Origin of the sequence: Capnocytophaga sp. FDAARGOS_737, assembly GCF_009730375.1 — a bacterium.
Taxonomy (GTDB): Bacteria; Bacteroidota; Bacteroidia; order Flavobacteriales; family Flavobacteriaceae; genus Capnocytophaga; species Capnocytophaga leadbetteri.
Genome location: NZ_CP046316.1, coordinates 2,473,618 through 2,491,449, shown reverse-complemented (window position 1 = coordinate 2,491,449; position 17,832 = coordinate 2,473,618). Strand labels below are relative to the sequence as shown.

General features: G+C 43.6%; 21 protein-coding genes and 1 pseudogene. 3 read left to right on the top strand and 19 right to left on the bottom strand.

Going from position 1 to position 17,832, the window contains the following annotated elements:
• Positions 1–5 precede the first annotated feature (5 nt).
• From FOC45_RS11185 to FOC45_RS11165, 5 genes and pseudogenes are all read right to left on the bottom strand, one after another.
• Complete coding sequence (locus FOC45_RS11185; protein ID WP_009390135.1) at positions 6–1,226, bottom strand: beta-ketoacyl synthase; 1,221 nt, start codon at positions 1,224–1,226, stop codon at positions 6–8.
• A gap of 11 nt (positions 1,227–1,237) precedes the next feature.
• Positions 1,238–2,518 (bottom strand): phosphoribosylamine--glycine ligase, encoded by a 1,281-nt coding sequence (gene purD, locus FOC45_RS11180; protein ID WP_009390137.1) that lies wholly within the window; start codon positions 2,516–2,518, stop codon positions 1,238–1,240.
• A 48-nt stretch (positions 2,519–2,566) separates the two neighbouring features.
• Positions 2,567–3,337 (bottom strand): NAD(+) synthase, encoded by a 771-nt coding sequence (nadE, locus tag FOC45_RS11175; RefSeq protein WP_009390138.1) that lies wholly within the window; start codon positions 3,335–3,337, stop codon positions 2,567–2,569.
• Between the two features lie 20 nt (positions 3,338–3,357).
• Positions 3,358–3,879 (bottom strand): YfbM family protein, encoded by a 522-nt coding sequence (locus FOC45_RS11170; protein ID WP_009390143.1) that lies wholly within the window; start codon positions 3,877–3,879, stop codon positions 3,358–3,360.
• 161 nt (positions 3,880–4,040) lie between these two features.
• Positions 4,041–4,424 (bottom strand): annotated as a pseudogene (locus FOC45_RS11165) (IS1 family transposase); the annotation flags it as partial.
• 253 nt (positions 4,425–4,677) lie between these two features.
• Between FOC45_RS11165 and FOC45_RS11160 the strand changes: the two are divergent.
• Genes FOC45_RS11160 through FOC45_RS11150 form a run of 3 tightly spaced genes read left to right on the top strand, consistent with a single transcriptional unit; the run spans position 4,678 to position 5,874 of the window.
• Positions 4,678–5,160, top strand: coding sequence for an SMI1/KNR4 family protein (locus FOC45_RS11160; protein ID WP_009390144.1), 483 nt, complete (start codon positions 4,678–4,680; stop codon positions 5,158–5,160).
• Positions 5,161–5,166: 6 nt separating this feature from the next.
• Positions 5,167–5,496: a hypothetical protein gene (locus FOC45_RS11155; protein ID WP_009390146.1), complete on the top strand. Its 330-nt coding sequence runs from the start codon at positions 5,167–5,169 to the stop codon at positions 5,494–5,496.
• Between the two features lie 6 nt (positions 5,497–5,502).
• Complete coding sequence (locus tag FOC45_RS11150) at positions 5,503–5,874, top strand: hypothetical protein (protein ID WP_009390148.1); 372 nt, start codon at positions 5,503–5,505, stop codon at positions 5,872–5,874.
• A gap of 166 nt (positions 5,875–6,040) precedes the next feature.
• On the opposite strand, the gene radC is transcribed toward FOC45_RS11150, so the two are convergent.
• The 14 genes from radC to FOC45_RS11080 form a co-directional block, all read right to left on the bottom strand.
• Positions 6,041–6,721, bottom strand: a complete 681-nt coding sequence (radC, locus tag FOC45_RS11145; RefSeq protein ID WP_009390150.1) for a DNA repair protein RadC — start codon at positions 6,719–6,721, stop codon at positions 6,041–6,043.
• Between the two features lie 25 nt (positions 6,722–6,746).
• On the bottom strand, positions 6,747–7,514 hold the full coding sequence (locus tag FOC45_RS11140) for a hypothetical protein (protein WP_009390152.1): 768 nt from the start codon (positions 7,512–7,514) through the stop codon (positions 6,747–6,749).
• A gap of 6 nt (positions 7,515–7,520) precedes the next feature.
• Positions 7,521–8,501: a bile acid:sodium symporter family protein gene (locus tag FOC45_RS11135; RefSeq protein ID WP_009390156.1), complete on the bottom strand. Its 981-nt coding sequence runs from the start codon at positions 8,499–8,501 to the stop codon at positions 7,521–7,523.
• A 301-nt stretch (positions 8,502–8,802) separates the two neighbouring features.
• Positions 8,803–9,363 (bottom strand): AAA family ATPase, encoded by a 561-nt coding sequence (locus tag FOC45_RS11130; RefSeq protein WP_034540344.1) that lies wholly within the window; start codon positions 9,361–9,363, stop codon positions 8,803–8,805.
• Complete coding sequence (gene pnuC / locus FOC45_RS11125; protein ID WP_009390159.1) at positions 9,318–9,986, bottom strand: nicotinamide riboside transporter PnuC; 669 nt, start codon at positions 9,984–9,986, stop codon at positions 9,318–9,320. Before pnuC ends, FOC45_RS11130 begins: the two co-directional genes overlap by 46 nt.
• A gap of 10 nt (positions 9,987–9,996) precedes the next feature.
• Positions 9,997–10,257, bottom strand: coding sequence for a YkoF family thiamine/hydroxymethylpyrimidine-binding protein (locus FOC45_RS11120; RefSeq protein WP_009390161.1), 261 nt, complete (start codon positions 10,255–10,257; stop codon positions 9,997–9,999).
• Between the two features lie 70 nt (positions 10,258–10,327).
• Positions 10,328–12,295, bottom strand: coding sequence for a DNA primase (gene dnaG, locus FOC45_RS11115; RefSeq protein ID WP_009390162.1), 1,968 nt, complete (start codon positions 12,293–12,295; stop codon positions 10,328–10,330).
• Positions 12,296–12,355: 60 nt separating this feature from the next.
• Positions 12,356–13,747 carry an RtcB family protein gene (locus FOC45_RS11110; protein ID WP_034540350.1) on the bottom strand — a complete coding sequence of 464 codons (1,392 nt, stop codon included), beginning with the start codon at positions 13,745–13,747 and terminating at the stop codon, positions 12,356–12,358.
• A 92-nt stretch (positions 13,748–13,839) separates the two neighbouring features.
• Positions 13,840–14,184 (bottom strand): hypothetical protein, encoded by a 345-nt coding sequence (locus tag FOC45_RS11105; protein ID WP_009390165.1) that lies wholly within the window; start codon positions 14,182–14,184, stop codon positions 13,840–13,842.
• Positions 14,185–14,188: 4 nt separating this feature from the next.
• Entirely contained in the window at positions 14,189–15,046 is an 858-nt protein-coding gene (locus tag FOC45_RS11100) for a hypothetical protein (RefSeq protein WP_009390166.1), read from the bottom strand.
• Between the two features lie 6 nt (positions 15,047–15,052).
• Positions 15,053–15,604: a 3'-5' exonuclease gene (locus FOC45_RS11095; RefSeq protein WP_009390168.1), complete on the bottom strand. Its 552-nt coding sequence runs from the start codon at positions 15,602–15,604 to the stop codon at positions 15,053–15,055.
• 12 nt (positions 15,605–15,616) lie between these two features.
• Positions 15,617–16,072: a hypothetical protein gene (locus FOC45_RS11090; RefSeq protein ID WP_009390170.1), complete on the bottom strand. Its 456-nt coding sequence runs from the start codon at positions 16,070–16,072 to the stop codon at positions 15,617–15,619.
• A gap of 72 nt (positions 16,073–16,144) precedes the next feature.
• Positions 16,145–16,852, bottom strand: coding sequence for a peptide chain release factor H (gene prfH, locus FOC45_RS11085; RefSeq protein WP_009390172.1), 708 nt, complete (start codon positions 16,850–16,852; stop codon positions 16,145–16,147).
• Positions 16,853–16,911: 59 nt separating this feature from the next.
• A complete protein-coding gene (locus FOC45_RS11080) occupies positions 16,912–17,694 on the bottom strand; it encodes a hypothetical protein (protein WP_009390174.1) in 783 nt (260 codons plus the stop codon).
• Positions 17,695–17,832: the final 138 nt, after the last annotated feature.

The following is a 17,832-nucleotide window of genomic DNA, read 5'->3' as shown; positions in this document are numbered from 1 at the left end:
TAGCTTTAGCTAACGGGCATTTTTTTAATTATTAAAGCTGAATTAGTACCACCAAAGCCAAATGAATTGCTCAAGAAAGCATTGATGGACTTTTGTTGCGTACTGCTGATAATATTTAGCTTGGCACTGTCTTCATCGGGGGTTTCGAAGTTGATATTAGGAGCTATAAAGTCGTGTTGCATCATTAGTATGCTGTATATGAGCTCGCTTGCCCCTGCCATCCAGCATTCGTGTCCCGTCATCGATTTAGTAGAGCTCACAGGCGTTTTGCTGCCAAATACTTCGTAAATAGCCTTTGCTTCATTGGCATCGCCTATGGGGGTAGATGTAGCGTGCGCATTGATATAGTCTATCTCGTGGGGCTGCATACCTGCATTTTGCAGTGCTCGCCTCATCGCGCGGGCGGGGCCTTCTACACTTGGGGTAGAGATATGAGCGCCGTTAGAAGAAAAGCCGTAGCCTACTACTTCGGCTATAGGGGTAGCCCCACGCTTTAGCGCGTGCTCATAACTTTCGAGTATAAGGGTGGCAGCCCCTCCGCTAGGTACTAAGCCGTCTCGATGTGCATCAAACGGACGAGAGGCAAGTGCAGGCGCCTCTTCGCGTATTGAGAAAACTCCTAATCCGTCGAAACTGCCCATACAATAAGGGTTTACCTCTTGGGCTCCGCCGCATATGATACAATCTTGCATACCGCTCTGTATCAGTAGATAGCCCAACCCTACGGCGTGCGAACCACTGGCACAAGCCGCGCTAATGCTCATATTCACTCCGCGCAGCTGAAAGAGCGTGGAGAGGTTCATCGTAACGGTAGAGTTCATTGTGCGAAATACTGCCCCTGAACCGAGTAATGCCGTGTCTTTCTTCTCGCGTATTTTGTCGTGTGTGAGTACTACCGATTCGGCTACGCTATCGTTTCCGTAGAGAATGCCTACTTCATTCTGGCGTAGAAAATCGAGGTCTATCTGTGCCGCGCTAAGGGCATCGCGGGTAGCCATATAGGCAAACTCACTTTCCTGCCCCATAGATATGCGCTCTCTCCGCCCCAATATACCTTTGAGTTCTGGGGTAGGCAGAACACCTGTAAGGGCTGACCTATAGCCCATCAGCTTGCGCTCGGGCTGTACTACAATACCCGACTTCCCCTGATATAATGAGCTATAGACCTCGCTTAGCGAAGTGCCTATACACGAATAAATCCCCATTCCTGTGATGACAACCCTCATAAGAATTTTGATTAGAGTGATGAAAGGTCTTTACCGATGTCTCTTCGGTAATAAGCCCCTTCGAAATGTATTTTGCTGATACTGTGGTATGACTTCTGTAGCGCTTGGTGAAAATCAGCACCTAATGAGGTGATTGCCAATACCCTACCGCCTGCCGTTAGCAGTGCGCCCTCTTTTAGGGTTGTGCCTGCGTGGTATACCATACTATCGGTTACACTTTCGGTGCCGGTGATGACTTTCCCTTTTTCGTATTCCTCAGGATAGCCCCCTGATACCATTACCACTGTGGTAGCGCTTTCTGGGGTTACCTTTAGCTCTTGTGCAGCCAAAGTGCCGTTGTAAAGCGATTGGAATAGAGGCACTAAGTCGCTTTCTATGCGAGGTAAAACCACTTCTGTTTCGGGGTCGCCCATACGCACGTTGTATTCTATCACGTAAGGTTCGCCTTCAACTTTTATAAGTCCGATGAAAACAAAACCTTTATAGACAATGCCTTCTGCTTGTAGTCCGTTGATGGTAGGTTTTACGATGCGCTCTTCTATCTTCTGCATAAAAGCGGCATCGGCAAAAGGCACCGGAGAAACCGCCCCCATACCACCAGTGTTGAGCCCTGTATCGGCTTCGCCTATACGCTTGTAGTCTTTGGCAGTAGGCAATATTTTATAATCGACGCCATCGGTTAGCACAAAACAGCTAAGCTCTATACCTTTGAGGAACTCTTCAATCACTACTTTGGTGCTGGCTTGCCCGAACTTAGCATCGATAAGCATATGGCGTAGTTCGGCTTGTGCTTCGTGTAGGTCTTCGAGTATTACGACCCCTTTGCCTGCCGCCAATCCGTCGGCTTTGAGGACGTAAGGGGCTTTCATCGTGCTGAGGAAAGCACAACCTTCTTCAACCGTTTCCTTAGTAAAACTCGCATATTTAGCCGTAGGAATGTTATGGCGCACCATAAACTCTTTGGCAAACTCTTTACTGCCCTCGAGGGTAGCACCGAGTTGCGAAGGGCCTATTACTTGTACGTGAGCAAGGTCTTTGTCGCTAACGAAGAAATCATATACCCCTTTTACTAAAGGGTCTTCGGGACCTACTACCACCATTGCAATCTCTTTTTCGAGTACAAAGGCTTTTAGCGCAGGAAAGTCGGTAGGGCTAATAGCTACATTGGTAGCTACGTGGTGAGTACCCCCATTGCCAGGGGCTATGTAGAGCTGGTCGCAAAGTGGACTGCTGTGTAGTTTTACGGCAAAGGCGTGTTCGCGACCGCCAGAGCCTAAGATTAGTATATTCATTTCTGTCAATTTGTCGATTTGTTGATTTTGCCGATTAGTCAATTTGTTTTATTTGTTGATTTTGCAAATGGGTATGGGTTGCATTTTGTGTTGGTTAGCACGGTTGAGGCGGGTGTATATCTCGAATACTTCGCGCTGTCTGCCTGTGAAGGCTTCGGCAGTTTGTCCTTGCTCAGTTTGGAGCATAGCCCACTCTAACTCGTCGTAAGTGGCTTTTAACTGGTCTTCATCGCTGCGGTCATCGCCAAAAAGTCCGTCAGAGGGTTTGGCTTTGAGAATGCTTTGAGGCACCTGTAAGTACTCGCCAAGTTTGTACACTTCACTCTTCATCAGGTCGGCTATAGGACTGATGTCTACGCCTCCATCGCCGTATTTGGTGAAGAAGCCTACGCCAAAATCTTCTATCTTATTGCCGGTACCTACTACGATATACCCCTCTAAACCAGCGAAGTAGTAAAGAGTCGTCATTCGTAGGCGGGCACGGGTGTTCGCCAAAGCCATTTCGTAGGTGGGCTTATCGGTCAGCGGCACTTGCACTACGAATTGGTCGAATACAGGGGTGAGGTCTACCCGCAAATTAGTGACGTTAGGGTAGTGCGCCTTGAGGAAGCTGATGTGCTCTTCGGCTCTGCTTATGTGGCTTTCTGCCTGATGAATGGGCATTTCGAGGCAAAGGGTAGGTAACCCCGTACGCGCGCAGAGAGTAGAGACTACGGCTGAGTCTACCCCTCCTGATATGCCTATCACCAAGCCTTTGACACGGGCTTGCTGGGCGTAGTTTTTTATCCAATCAATGATTTGAGAAGCTGTTTTTTCCACTTTTTGATATTTTTGAATTGTTATGATAGGAAATTTACTATAGCATCGCCGTTTTGGGCTGCTGTGGTAAAAAACTGTTGCAACTTTTCGAAGTGATACTTTAGGTAAGAAAAATCATCTTCGTTCCACTCTAATGAGGGATAAAGCTCTTCATTTGCAGCCATCTCTTCGGGATTGTAGTTTTCCCTTAAGTCAGCTTCGGACATAGCACTGAGTCGCTTACTGAGTGCCGCCACTTGAGCGGGGGTAATGTAGTGCGCAGGTCCAAATCCATAGAGGTCAGACTGCTCATCAAAAAGCTGTCCGCTGAAAAAGAGGCGAGATACATCATCGTCGGAATCTTCTTCGTAGCCGCATACGAAAGCACTGCCTGTGAGTAGGTACATAATGCCGCTCCATGCCTTATCAACATCAAATAAACGTTCACTGGTTTCTTCAGCCTCGAAAAGCGTATGAATCTCCTCTTCGAGTGCCTTAGGTTCTTTTAGATATTTGTCAAACTCCGCCTTAGGTACGCGGAGGTAGTTCATAATCATACCCATAATATTGCTGTTTTACTATTGAAAGCACAAAGATAGTAATTTAATGACAAATGGCAAATGGCAAATGACAAATTAGGATATTTTTCTGTTTTCGGGTTTTTGGGGAGATATTTATACTTTGGGCGATGTTGTGTTCTTCCTGTATCGTTCCTGTATCGTTCCTATATCGTTCCTATATTGTTTGTATAGGGTAAGTAAGAACAGAAAAAATTTCGGTGGTGTTTCAAAAAGTATGATGAAAAACAACAAGTCTTGCGAAAAGCTCGTTTTATTCTATGTCTCAATTTACAGTTATTCCACTCTATCCCAACAGTATATGCTTTTCCTATTAGATGATTATCCTCTTTAAAAGTTGTTTTAAAACTTTTCCAATCATCAGTTGCTATAGAATCATAGGTAATATTCAGTTCTTTAAGTTGCTTCCTTAACTTTTTAGCTGTTCTTAAATCTCTTTTACCCCAAACATAAGTTATAATTTCTCGTGTTTCTCTGTCATAAGCGTATATAAGCCACTGTTTGTTCTCTTTTTTCTGAACATAAGTCCAAAATTCATCATACTTTTTAAATCACCTCCAAATTTTTTTATCTATGATAGAAAGAAATTTTTGATACGTTTGTATATCTGTTGATTATTTGTTATTTTTGTAGCCCAAAATTAAGCCCTATGGCTACATACAAACTACCCTTGCATTTTTGATGTAGATACGGACACTGATTACTTTTTGGGGCATCTGGTGAATATCAGGCTCGATGATAACTACCGCCTTCATTTAGAAACGATTAGTGGATAATAAACCTATGAAAAAACTTACTTTTGAGAAATATGGCTTGAGTCCGGAGAAAGTGGAACAGCTCAGGGCTTATAAGATTTTGCCCGATAAACAAACCCTAAAAAACCTCATCAAAGCCTACGAAACGGACAAGGCGGAAGAAACAGAAATTGCTGATTTTCAGAGAGAGCTGAGCCAGCCTATCGATGAGGAATATATTCGTTTTCTGTTGGAGCACAACGGAGGCATTCCTTCTAAAAACAGGGTGAAAGGCAGTAAGGTGGTAATAGACCGCTTTTTGGCTTTTCGGTCGGCTTATAAGTTTCATTCGCTGATAGACTTGTATACTGACTTTCAGAAACAGGGAATACCGATTGCGTGCACTCCTGCGGGCGATACGCTTCTATTAGCAGAAGACCAGCAGATTTATCTTTTTAATCATAATATACAAGACATAGAGCCCTCTCCTATTGCTACTTCTTTTGCCGATTTACTAATGAAACTTTATTAATTTGCAATGATTGATTACACTCCCAAAGAACATGGCTGGGCAATGGTAACTATTAGCAATGGCACTACCGAAATAGCCTTTGTAGCCTCTCACTTGCACGATAGTAGGCAGGATTTGATACGCTCGGTAGCAACCTTAGAAAAGTACAAAGAAGCAATCGTTGTTTTTCAAGATGAACCCGATGGTTATGTACTTCACTTAGAGCGCGATAACAAGCATTGCTATTATACCCTTCATTCCTTTAAAAATTATGACCCAACAGCCCTTTGCGAATTGGTTTTAGAAGGAAACATCAGTTTAGCGAGTTATAAAAACGACATAGCAAAGATAAAATAACACTATATGGAAATTACACAAGCCCTTAAAACAGAAATTTACTACGCTCTTACCGATTTTTTAAATGCTTATAAATCGCAAAATACCCAAGTATTAGCTGAAAAATTTGATATTTCAGGAGAATTTTTAGAAGAAATCTATGAAATGCTTGACTTTGTAGAAGACAAAAGCGTATTACACCTCTTTCCTATAGAAGAAATGGATAAAGAAGAAGGCGGAGGGGTGAATTTAGAGGTGTATAACTTCAACAATGATGATACCGCTGTAGGAGTGGAAGCCCACTTGTGGGATGATCAAGAATATTTTGCCATCATCAAAGGATATTACAACCTTAGAGACCAATTTCCTAAGTTTGTATTTCACTACTTTAGTTGTTAATACACCCGTTGAGGCTATCTGAAAAGTCTCAAAATCGCTTTTGCATCGCTATACTTTTGCGAGTTATAAAAACGACATAGCAAAGATAAAATAACACTATATGGAAATCACACGAGCCCTTAAAACAGAAATTTACCATTTTAAATCACCTCCAAAATTTCTAAATTTAAAACATAATTCCGTTTTCTACTAAACTTTCATAGGCTTTCTCGGTGATAATTACGTGGTCTAATAGTTTGATGTCTAAGGTTTCGGCTGCTGTTTTTACTCTCTGGGTTAGCTGTATGTCGTCGTGGCTGGGCTCGGTGCTGCCTGAAGGGTGGTTGTGTACTAAAATAATTGCGACGGCACCTTGCTCTAAGGCGTTTTTGAAGAGAAGTCGTATATCGACGGTAGTATGCGTGATGCCTCCTGAAGAAAGTCGGCATTTGTGAATGACGCGATTGGCGCTATTGAGGTATAGCACCCAAAACTCTTCGTGCGGCAGGTCGCCAATAAGGGGTTGCATTAAGGTGAAGATGTTATGAGGGGCTTCGATTCTAGGCTGTGGCTCAGGTGTTTCGGCAGCACGCCTACGCCCGATTTCGGTAGCGGCGAGAATTGTGATTGCTTTGGCTGTTCCGATGCCTTTGAAGGCGGTGAGCTGTGCGAGGGTTTGTTTGCCCAAAGTGGTTAGGCTATTGCCTACTGAAGCCAATATGCGTCTGCTTAAAGCAACGGCACTTTCATTGGCAGCCCCTGAGCCAATGAGAATGGCTAAAAGTTCTGCATTGCTTAATGCGGTTTTGCCTTGCGCCATCATCTTTTCGCGAGGTTTATCGGTGTCTTCCCAGTTTTTAATCGTCATAATTTAGTGGTTTGGATTGGGGGTGTTAATAATACTCTATGATTCTCTTTCTTGTGGTTGTGAGTTTGCCGTCTTCGTATTCCTTGACGACAGTGGCACTGCCTTGGGCATCATATTCATACTCGTAAGTGGTAGTAACCGAATAAGTAGCATACTTCCGTTCACGTTTTTCTAAATAGTCCTTGCTGTTGTAGGTACATATAGAGGTTAAAAAAAGCTCATTTTCGCTGCCTATGTAAAACTCTCCTTTAATGACTTGTCCTTTTTTGTTATGGGTTAGTACATTTTTCTGCTTACTTCCGTCTTTGTGTTCAATATTTATTTCTCTCTTGAGATTCTTATGGTCATAAGTGGAGTTCATTACAATCTTTTCATCATCTTTTTTATAAACATCTGTTCGGGTAAGCTCTAAGCCTTCTGGGTTTAGCTTACTTATGCTTTGGTATAGGATATCTCCATCGCTGTTGTAAGCGGTTGTTTTTACTTCGTCGGCAGTGCGAGTAACGTAGATTTTTCTGGCCGCCTGTTCGTCCTCGTCATCATCAGAAGGAGTTAAGCGAACGGCTTCGGTATAATAGCCTTTTTCATTAAAAATATACAACATTGAATCGGAGGCTTTGGTTTTCTCTTCAAAAAACACTCTATCGACATTGCCGTAGTAATAGGTTAGCTCGAGCATTTGTTTTACCTTGCCGTGCAATTGGTTGTCGTCTAAATCTGTAAGAGGCTTAATACGTGTTTGGCAGCCTACAATGGCTATTAAGGTGGTTAAGATGATTAGTGCTTTTCTCATAGTTTGTTAGGGTTTGCTTTGTGTTGTTGATAATTTATTTGCTAGCCAGCTTACGTAGAACAACTGAAAGCTGTGGTATAGCATTATGGGTAAGAGAAACATTACTTTATTATCGTCAGGAATGCCTAATACCATCATAAACAAGCTGCCGTGTACTAATGATTTTTTAGAGCCGCAGAAGGTAGTAGTGATAGTGTCTTCGCGGTTGAAGCCCAAACGCTTAGCTGCCCAGCTTAATACGTGATAGACAATGAAGAACAGTCCTACTGATGCCCCTGCGATAATAAGAAACGTTACGGCTGGTACGCTGCTGAACACTTGATTTACAAAGGCAGTAGAAAAGCTCTCATAAACGATTAGTAAGATGATAAGTCGGTCGAACTTGCCAATGAGTTTTCCGTAACGGGTGATGAACTTTCGGCATAAGGGGTTTAGAAGCAAGCCTAATACGATAGGCAAGAGTACTTTTAGCAATAGTTGTTGGATGATAGAGGCTTGGTCGACTGTAGCGTTGCTGCTGTTATCCATGAAGGGGTGCATTAGCATAGGGGTGGCAAAGATGCCGATAAGTCCTGATATAGAGGCGTTGAAGATAGCTGAGGGTACATTGCCTTTAGCGATAGAGACCATCACCACTGATGATGATACTGTAGAGGGTAGGCAAGAGAGGAAGTATATGGAAAACCATAGCAGGTAGAAAGTAGTGTCTTTGGCTAGCGGATAGAAAGCAATGACCAAAAGCGGGAAAAGCACAAAGGTAGCCAGCTGCACTAGTAGGTGTAGTTTCCAGTTTTTGATGTCGTTTACCACCTCGCGGATATTGAGTTTAAGCCCATAGAGGAGGAAGATAATCACTATGCCCCAATCAATAAAAGTACCTAAATTGAAGTAAGCGTTATAGCTTTCGCGATAGGGGATTAGTTTGCCCAATAGTACCATTAGTACTAAGAGCCAAAGGAAGGCGTTTTTACTAAAAATCTTGCTCATTTTCTTTTATATTACTAACCATTAGTTGTTTATTGTGATTTAATAGCGCAAAAATATAAAAAACTTTTGAAGGAACTATAAAAAAATCAGAGAAAGAAGCAGAAGGGTGTGTATGATTGTGGGAACCCTTCTGCTATTCTCTGAAATATCGCCCGACTTTCTGAGGAGAATAGAATAGATGAAAGAGAATGAAAGTCGGGACTTTAAGAAAAGCAAATATCTTGTGTATTTTCGGGGGCAAAGATAAGCATTTTACCCCCCCCTATACGTTAAAGCTATGTTAAATTTTAACGCAATACTGTTAATTTTTTTGATAGCTGTCTAAAAAATGTACTACTTGTTGTTGCCGTGTGTGTAAGTCGCCTTTGAGGATAATATAACTAATGTGGTGTAGGTCAAGCATTTGTTGGAAGAAAGCAAATACCTCATCGCGCTCGTTGGGTTTATCGCGTAGGTCATCGGCTACCCAAGGCACATCGATGTAGGTTAGGAAGATAAAATCGTAATGGTGAGAGAGGGCTGCCTGCTCTATACGTGGGTCGCAATAACCGTAGTACAGATAAGAGTAAATCATCAGCTCCAGCAGACAGGTGTCGCAGAAGAGGAAGCGATGGGCTTGAGCAGCGAGCTCGTTTTCGGTGCGCATCTGTCCTTCGGCTATGGGTAGCACATCGTCAGGGGTGCAAGTAAGTCGGTGCTCGTCCCATTTGCGTTGCAGATAGGTGCGCATATACTCCTCTACATATAGGGTATGGTAGTGCTGCGCCAATAGCGCGCTTAGGGTAGTTTTGCCTGTGCTTTCAGGGCCTATAAAAGCTACTTTTGTGAGGGGGCTGGGGTGTTGCGTAAGTGTCGTTTCCATTCTATATAACCCATAATAGCAATGATGGTGAATAAAAGGTATTGGAATGAAGTAAAGAGCATTCCTTTTTTGAGGTATAGGGGTACAGAGATAAAGTCGCCTACAATCCAGAAAATCCAGTTTTCGATTTTGCGTTTTGCCATTAGCCACATACCTACTAAGAAGATAGCGGTGGTGAATACATCAACGTATTCGGTAGGTAAGAAGTGCTCAAAACCTAAAGCTACGCCTTCCATAGAGAAGTTGTTTTGTATAAAAGGCTTGAGGTAATAGACTGTAGTAACGAAAGTGAGGCTGAAGAGCCCTAAGCCGGCACAGATATACCAATCGCGAGAAGTAGTGCGACTGATAGTAATAACATTGTTATGAGCGTTTTTAGCCCATAGTACCCATCCGTAGATACTCATTGCGGTATAATAAGCATTGATAAGCATATCGCCCCACAGCACATAGTGCCAAAGCAGATAGACAAAGAGTACAGTGCTGATGATACCCGTAGGGTACACCCATATATTCCCTTTTTTAGCAAACCAAACGCTTAAGAAGCCGAAAAAGACTCCGATAATTTCTAAGACTACCAAGTGAGTTTCTACCCCTTGGTATTGAGCAAATAAATCAGTCATCGGTAGTTAGTTAAGAGAAAGGAACGTAGTCGTGGCGGTCAGACTTTACTATTTTCACGTACATAAGTCCGTGTTCTACCAAATCAAGAGCTTCTTCTATTTCGGTAGTGAGGAGGCTCATCACTTGGGTGTAATCGCCGTAGATTTGCGTGCTTAGCGGATTTTCTTTGATAATAAGTCCTGAGGCACGTAGTTTTCTGATGAAGTGCTGAATAGGTTTTTCAAAATCGTCTTGCAACGGACTAAAGGTTAGTTCTACAGATATTTTCATAATGGTTATTAGTTTTTAGTGTTTACGAGGTGCAAATGTAATAACTTTTTCTTAAAGCACAAGGAACTCTTTAATAATTTACTACTACATTTAGGCGTTTGGCTAATAGCTTCTGTAGTTGTAAGTAGCTCTTTACGGTTTCTAAGAGCTCTCGTTTCTCCTCTTCTTCTGCTGAAGCAAATTGCGCTTGTATCTCCTGAATAAGGTGGCGCACTAATAGCGTGCGAATGTTTAAGATGATATCGCTTACCATTGCGTTGATGTGTGCATCTTTGTCTTTAGCGATGATGTCACGCCGCTCCCAATCGTCTAAATGGCGGTTTTCATCTTCCATTATTAGGTCTGATACTTTTTCTGATAGCTCGACAGGCAGTTCGTTAGCTATTCTATCTATGTTGTACTCAGGGTCTTCGTTTAGCTTCTGCATCAGCAGCTGGTATATTTGCTTAAAATCGGGATTGGCAAGCTCTATTTCGTCTTCTTGCAGTTCTAAGAATATTTTCTCGTATACCTTTAGGGTTTGCTGCACTTGCTTTTCCTTTAGGTTGCCTTCTTCGTCTTGTTCGAGTATGGTATCGATAAACTCACACTCGCGATTAGCGTATAGCAACAGCGTTTTGATAAGGTCGTGCTCAAGGGTTTCGAGTTTGTTGATGCCGCGTTGCTCTACGGCTTCGGGCGTTCTGCTTACCTGCATAGTAGGCTGCTTGCGCTCTACTTTTTGCCCTTCGTACAGGTCTTTTTTGAGCATTTGCGAAAGGGTACTAAAGAGCACCTCTTCCGAAATGTCCATTATCACAGCACACTCGCGCACATACACTTCGCGTTTGATAGCATCGGGTATTTTGGCGATGCTGTTTATCATATCGCGTATGGTTTCGGCTTTTTTGATAGGGTCGTCTTGCGCCTCTTGCATCAGTAGAGAGGCTTTGAAGCGGATAAAGTCGGTAGCGTGGTCTTGCAGATATATCACAAGGTCTTCGTAGGCGGTCTTGCGCGCAAAGCTATCAGGGTCTTCGCCATCGGGGAAGGTGCAGACCTTTACGTTCATACCTTGCTCAAGGATAAGGTCTATCCCGCGAATAGAAGCGCGCAAACCTGCCGCATCGCCATCGTATAACACCGTGATGTTGGGGGTTAGGCGGTGTATAAGCCTTATTTGGTCGGGGGTAAGGGCAGTACCGCTCGAGGCTACCACGTTTTCAATGCCTTTCTGGTGTAGCTGTATCACATCGGTATATCCCTCTACAAGGTAGCAGTTATCAGCCTTGGCAATCGCCTGCTTGGCAAAGAAAATACCATACAGCACTTTGCTCTTGTGATAAATATCACTCTCGGGCGAGTTGAGGTATTTGGCCTGTTTCTTGTCGTTAGTAAGAATGCGCCCCCCAAAGCCGAGCACACGCCCGCTCATAGAGTGTATGGGGAACATCACCCTGCCTTTGAAGCGGTCGAACTTGCGGTCGCCATTAACAATTGTAAGTCCCGTTTTCTCTAAATAAGGCAGTTGATAACCTTTGGCAAGGGCAGCATCAGTAAAGGCTGTCCATTCATCAGGCGAAAAGCCCAAACAGAACTTTTTGATAGTATCATCGGTAAAGCCGCGCTCTTTGAAATAAGAAAGTCCGATGGCTTTGCCAGCCTCAGTGTTGAGCAGCGAGTCTTGAAAAAACTGCTGTGCGTACTCCGACACTATGTAGAGGCTTTCGCGCTCATCGGCTTTCTCTTTTTCTTCTGTAGATGGTTGGCTTTCTTCAATCTCTATGTGATATTTCTTAGCCAGATAGCGAATGGCTTCGGGGTAGGTAAAATGCTCGTGCTCCATTAAGAAAGCGATAGCATTACCCCCCTTGCCACTGCTGAAGTCTTTCCAAATCTGCTTCACTGGCGAGACCATAAAGCTCGGCGTCCGTTCGTTAGAAAACGGACTTAAGCCTTTGTAGTTAGAGCCGGCGCGTTTGAGCTGTACAAAGTCGCCGATGACCTCTTCTACTCGCATCTGATCATATACTTTATCGATAGTGTTTTTGGTAATCACGTTTGTTTTTGACTAAGAAAGTTAGGCAAAAGTACTATTTTATGTTGAGATACACAAAATTTACTTATCCATACGCACAATACGAGGCTGAAAGCGCCCTATTACCTCTACCAAATCTCTTTGCGATTGCATTACCGTTTCGATGTTTTTATATGCCATAGGGGCTTCTTCGGCATTGCCCCCAATAAGGGTAATATCTTTGGCTTTGAGGGCTTTTTTAATATCTGAACTGGTAAAGCGATTTCTACTCTCATTGCGCGAGAAGGCACGCCCAGCCCCGTGTGAGGCTGAACTAAAACTCTCAGCATTGCCCTTGCCGCGCACTATATAGCCAGCATCGGTCATCGAGGCAGGGATAATGCCCAATACCCCCTCGCCAGCAGGAGTCGCCCCTTTGCGGTGCACTACCACCTCCTTGCCGTTATGAATTTCTTTCCACGCAAAGTTATGATGGTTCTCAATACGCGCTCTTAGTCGCCCGCCTACCGCGCGAATAAGTCGGCGGTGAATGTCATCGTGACAAGCCGAAGCGTAATCGCCTGCAAGGTTCATAGCCGTCCAATACTCTAACCCTAAGTGAGTGCTGAGGTCGAGCCACGCAAACTGCTGTGCTTCTTTGGGTAGCGGACATTGTTCGGCTGCCACGCGCACGTAATATTGCGCTATCTCCGCCCCGAACCCGCGCGACCCGCTATGCGAAAGGATTCCCAAGTACTTGCCTTTAGGTAGCCCTATTTGTGGGTCGTCTTCTAAAAGCTCTACCTCGCCAAACTCCACAAAGTGGTTGCCACTGCCCGAAGTACCCATCTGCTTGATTGCCTTATCTTTCAAACGTTTGAGGATAGGGATAAGCGAAAAAGTATCGCGGTCGAAAATCTCGTGTTCTACGTGCGATTTGTGGGTTTCGTACATACCAAACTTCGTATGCTCGGCAAGGGCTTTCTCGTACTTATCGCGTGCCCCTGAGAGGTACGACACAGGGATATCCAAGATACTAAGGCACATACGGCAACCGATGTCCAAGCCCACCCCATAAGGAATGACCGCATTCTCTACCGCCAGCACGCCCCCAATGGGCAAACCATAGCCACTATGGGCATCGGGCATCAGGGCACCGCCAACCGAAATAGGGAGTTTCAGAGCCGTATAGAGTTGCGTTTTTGCCTCTTCGGTGATGTCCTCGCCAAAGATGTGATAAGGCGCGCGCAAGCTATTGAGCTGTCGTTTTTCGGTTTTAGTAGACGAAAGCAACGCTTCGGCTATCTGCCCGAAAGTAAGGTGACCTTCGTACTGTGCAGGATTTTTTAGAATATCCTCAAGTACCGACTTTACATACGCTAAGTTTTTAGTAGCGTAATTGCGTTTCATCACTTCCAACGCTACATTAATAGATTGATTATTCGGGAAACCTAACTTGAGTAGGTCTTTCCCTTTAAGTTTTAAATTTGCCATAATAATTTGTTGATTTGCTAATGCCCCCGTTCCCCCGAAGGGGGCAATAAAGTAATTGATTAACAGAGTAATCAAGTGGAGTATTGCACTCATTAGCTAATTTTCAAATCTGCTAATTTTTCTCTCCATTTTGGATAATCAAAGACAAAAATGTATTGCTCCCCTACTTCTTTCTCTAAGAGTTCTGCCGAAACAAGTACGCGGTTTACAAATATGTACTCACTTACGGCATCTTTGAAATCGGATTCTGGAGGGTAATTGTCATTGAAAATCTCTTGATACAAGTGATTGAGTTCCTCTAATTCTTCTTTTAGATATGGATTGATATCCAAATCCGCAATTTCCACATTGCGAGGGGTAGGATTCTTCACGTTTTCCTCTATCCAAATAGGGGAACAAAAGAACTCAAATTGGTATTTAAATTCAAACTTTTTCATAGGATTAATTTGTCAATTTACTAATATACCAATGGGCAACGACTGACTTGAACTTCTTTCTTTTCCTTTTATCGGGGATACCTGTATCGCTGTTCCATCGCTGTACGAATTTCTCAAAAGAATCGTAGGCTATTATATAGGGCGAAGGCTCTGGTAGGGATTTTTTAGGAATGGCAGTACCTATCCGCTCCAAACGTTCGGCAAAGAGCAACAAGGCTTTATGACTTACCCTACGCACATCACTGAGCACTTTCTTCTCACCATCTCCCATCAGCTGAAGGCGCGCCTCCATTAGCGATTCCATCGTTGGCTTTTCAGTGCTTTTATACAATAGTTCCACGAAAGTATAATGTCCGTCGCCCTCATAGTTATCAGTCCTCAATAGCCATACCGCACCATACTGACCTCCCAACAAGGGTACGCTCAGCACTTCATAAGGCACAAAAAGGAAATCGGTTACCTTTTGCCAATGTTCGCGTGCAGGCACTGCTGTATTGGCAGTGGCAAGGCGAGAGAGCAGTCGTACTACTTGCTGTTGTCGCTTTGCATAGCTCATCTGAGGGGTATCAGTACCAAACTGCTGTAGCCACTTTTTAGAAACTCCTTTTTGTACCAACTGTTGCAGAGGAGCTACCTCCTCGGGGCGCAACCACCCATACTGCCACAAAATAGCAAGGCGAAGGGTCAAAAATATTTCCTTCTCCAAAGCAGTGCGCACTGCTTCCTTGCGAAAAGTGTCTATAAGGGAGCGTATTTCGGCTTCTGTAGCGCCGTAGTGATAAGCATCTTCTACTATGCTATCCAACTCATTAGCGAGATCGCTTTCAAAAATATGAACGCCGTGAATAAGGTTGTTTTTCATTGCGAATTAATTTGTCAATTGATAATGAGACAAGCAGTGCATTATTTTAGCGATGTTATAAGCATCGTCTTTGCCTCGGTGGTGGGTTCCTACAAGGGGTATCTTCAGGTAGTTCAGTGCCTGATGCATTCCCAATCGCTTGGGGTGCTGGGTTACCTCTTGGAAGAGTTCCTTTACATTGATATGCTCATTGCGCATTGGGTAAGGTAGTTTCCTAAGTGCACATTGCTTTTGGAGCATATTTTTATCGTAATTCCCATAACTCGCCCAAGTGTACTGATAGGCTTGGTACTCCCTTTTAAGGATTTGCAAGGCTTTTTCAAAACTTACGCCTTCCCGCGCTACCAGTTCGGGGGTAATGGTGGTAAGTTGAGTACAAAAAGGACTGATTTTGGAATGCGTAGGCTTTACCAAAATACCTCTGTTATCGCTAATCTCACCTGTAAGGGTATCAAGCAGGCAAATGCCTATTTCTATAATTTCGCTGACTTCTCCTTTTGGGGGTATTCCCTCCCAACAAGTCGCTTCTAAGTCTATAATAATGATTTTGTTTGTCATTGTTTTAATTCTTTAATGTGGAAAAGTATAAGTGCCACGGAGTTCATCTATCCACATCACTTCTCCTTCTTCAAAATAAATTTCTACTTCCAAAGGGAATTCACTATCCTCTCTATCCCAATTGGTAAAAGCTCCTACATAAACAATGTTTTTAGAGGTTTTACACTGACTGGGGATAGCTACAAACTCAAAATCAAGCTCAAAATGGTGTTCATTCTTTCGCTCCAGTTCTCCTTTGTTAACTAGCTCTTCGTAAAAGTCCCGCAATTGCTCTTTGAGTTGTTCCTGATAGGAATTGTGATAAAAGAACTGTTCAAAGACAACTTCTTGCTTAGGCGAAAAGAAACCTGCTTCTCCTGCTTCATTATATATCCATATAGGCAGTGTTACACCCAAACTCGGAATCAATATATCGCTAATCGTAGAGGATATATCCTCTTCTTTTTCAAAAATAATTGTTCTGATCATATTGCTTTTAGTTTTTACTCAACTTCGCCAAAGGTCGTAGCGACACAATCATTTGCTAATCGACAAATCGACTCATCGGCAAATCGACTCATCGGCAAATCGACTAATTTTCTTTTTAGCCGCAGCACGTTCCTTCTTATAACTCTTTTCTACATAAGTGCTTTTGAAGTCAGAGCCATTAAAGGTGCGAACAGGGTTGCCCCGCTGCACTTGGGTGTGATTATTCCAATGGTTTTGCGCTTGCTCGGCAAGTTGCTGAAGCTCTATTTCGGCGAGCTTTTCCCTCAGACGGTTGAGGGCGAGCTTCTTATTGTCGAGTTGCGAACGCGAATCTTGTGCAAATACGCTGACACCAGTAGGCAGGTGAGTGGCGCGTACTGCCGAATTGACCTTGTTCACATTCTGTCCGCCATTGCCTTGCGAACGAGTGGTTTGGAACTGTACATCGCGCTCCGAAAAAGACTGACGTTGCAGTTGGTCGAGCTCGAAAACGCCTATATACCAATTGCTACGCTGGTGGAATTTGCGAAAGGTACTCTTGCCCACCCAACAAACCGTGCCGAGCCAACTTTTTAGGAAAGCCGATAGCTCCTTGCCTTTAAGTTGCACAGTAACTGATTTTATAGTCAGATTAGCGTCGCCTTCCTCTCGGCTGACGATAGTATAGTCAATGCCTTTTTGGGTAGCCTCTTGCAAAAAGACTTTCAGCACTTTGGCTACCACCCATTGGCATTCTAAAGGACCACGCCCTGCAGTGATTTGTATGATTTTTTCTTCCATTTTTTCTTTTGTTTTTTGTAAATCGAACGAGTCCGGTGGGGCGGACTGGTCGGATAAGGTTAAAGATTGACTTCTAAAAGTATATCTGCGATTTCCATTGCTGAGGTGTGATACTTAAGGGCTGCAATTTCTTTCAGCGGGGTGCGTTTGTACTTTTCCTTAGGCGTATAGCGCTTTTGGAATTGATTCCACGAATAACTGCCTCCATAGATTTTGCTATGGATAATCCCCCAGTTCTTATGGTTATCTATGATTTTATCAAGCTCGGCGAGTTCTTGCTCTATGGCTATATCTACCGGACGGTAATGCGTAATCATATTAGGCTTTACACGCAACTCAAAACGCCACGCCTCGGTAAACTCGTAATAGATTTCAAAACGGTCTTTTTGGCGATTGAAACACTCTATTTTTGCAAAATAGGCACGTTCTTTTTGGGTAAATTTTCCTTTTTCAAGAGCTCTTTCCCATTCCCATTGACTAAAAGCGTACAATTCTTGTTTGCGAGCTATATAGACACGCTTGCCACGACGCTTTTTCTTCTTCTGGAACTTGCGTGTATCGGCATATTGATAGGTGTTGATTTTCTCCAAAAGTGTCGCGAAAAAGTCGGCTTGCTTGCCTTGTCGCACATCTTCCCTCAGTACAAAGAAACGCACATAGCCCTTTTGGTAGGGTTTTTCGAGTGGCACAAGCGGCAGTTCACGGCGTTGTTTAAAGAGTACTTTTTGGCGTTTGATACATTCGCGCAAATACTTCTCGTGGTCTTCTCGAGCAATGAGCTTGCGAGAACGCAAATTGCGGAGGCGACCACCTCCTTCGGGAGTAATATATAGATTTCCCATTTTTCAATTAACAATTGACAATTAATAATTAACAAATTGCTTCGGGAAAATCTCCCTCTCCTTGGGAGAAGCCAGCGAGGGCTCACAGCTGGGTATGTGGTAAGGGGGAGAGGATACAAAAAAGCCCGAAGCGGGTGC

Excerpts from the sequence above, each read along its gene's own strand:
- FOC45_RS11185 (WP_009390135.1), bottom strand. The coding sequence starts at position 1,226 with ATGAGGGTTGTCATCACAGGAATGGGGATTTATTCGTGTATAGGCACT.
- purD (WP_009390137.1), bottom strand. The coding sequence starts at position 2,518 with ATGAATATACTAATCTTAGGCTCTGGCGGTCGCGAACACGCCTTTGCC.
- FOC45_RS11170 (WP_009390143.1), bottom strand. The coding sequence starts at position 3,879 with ATGGGTATGATTATGAACTACCTCCGCGTACCTAAGGCGGAGTTTGAC.
- FOC45_RS11160 (WP_009390144.1), top strand. The coding sequence starts at position 4,678 with ATGAAAAAACTTACTTTTGAGAAATATGGCTTGAGTCCGGAGAAAGTG.
- FOC45_RS11155 (WP_009390146.1), top strand. The coding sequence starts at position 5,167 with ATGATTGATTACACTCCCAAAGAACATGGCTGGGCAATGGTAACTATT.
- FOC45_RS11150 (WP_009390148.1), top strand. The coding sequence starts at position 5,503 with ATGGAAATTACACAAGCCCTTAAAACAGAAATTTACTACGCTCTTACC.
- radC (WP_009390150.1), bottom strand. The coding sequence starts at position 6,721 with ATGACGATTAAAAACTGGGAAGACACCGATAAACCTCGCGAAAAGATG.
- FOC45_RS11140 (WP_009390152.1), bottom strand. The coding sequence starts at position 7,514 with ATGAGAAAAGCACTAATCATCTTAACCACCTTAATAGCCATTGTAGGC.
- FOC45_RS11135 (WP_009390156.1), bottom strand. The coding sequence starts at position 8,501 with ATGAGCAAGATTTTTAGTAAAAACGCCTTCCTTTGGCTCTTAGTACTA.
- FOC45_RS11130 (WP_034540344.1), bottom strand. The coding sequence starts at position 9,363 with ATGGAAACGACACTTACGCAACACCCCAGCCCCCTCACAAAAGTAGCT.
- pnuC (WP_009390159.1), bottom strand. The coding sequence starts at position 9,986 with ATGACTGATTTATTTGCTCAATACCAAGGGGTAGAAACTCACTTGGTA.
- FOC45_RS11120 (WP_009390161.1), bottom strand. The coding sequence starts at position 10,257 with ATGAAAATATCTGTAGAACTAACCTTTAGTCCGTTGCAAGACGATTTT.
- FOC45_RS11110 (WP_034540350.1), bottom strand. The coding sequence starts at position 13,747 with ATGGCAAATTTAAAACTTAAAGGGAAAGACCTACTCAAGTTAGGTTTC.
- FOC45_RS11105 (WP_009390165.1), bottom strand. The coding sequence starts at position 14,184 with ATGAAAAAGTTTGAATTTAAATACCAATTTGAGTTCTTTTGTTCCCCT.
- FOC45_RS11100 (WP_009390166.1), bottom strand. The coding sequence starts at position 15,046 with ATGAAAAACAACCTTATTCACGGCGTTCATATTTTTGAAAGCGATCTC.
- FOC45_RS11095 (WP_009390168.1), bottom strand. The coding sequence starts at position 15,604 with ATGACAAACAAAATCATTATTATAGACTTAGAAGCGACTTGTTGGGAG.
- FOC45_RS11090 (WP_009390170.1), bottom strand. The coding sequence starts at position 16,072 with ATGATCAGAACAATTATTTTTGAAAAAGAAGAGGATATATCCTCTACG.
- prfH (WP_009390172.1), bottom strand. The coding sequence starts at position 16,852 with ATGGAAGAAAAAATCATACAAATCACTGCAGGGCGTGGTCCTTTAGAA.
- FOC45_RS11080 (WP_009390174.1), bottom strand. The coding sequence starts at position 17,694 with ATGGGAAATCTATATATTACTCCCGAAGGAGGTGGTCGCCTCCGCAAT.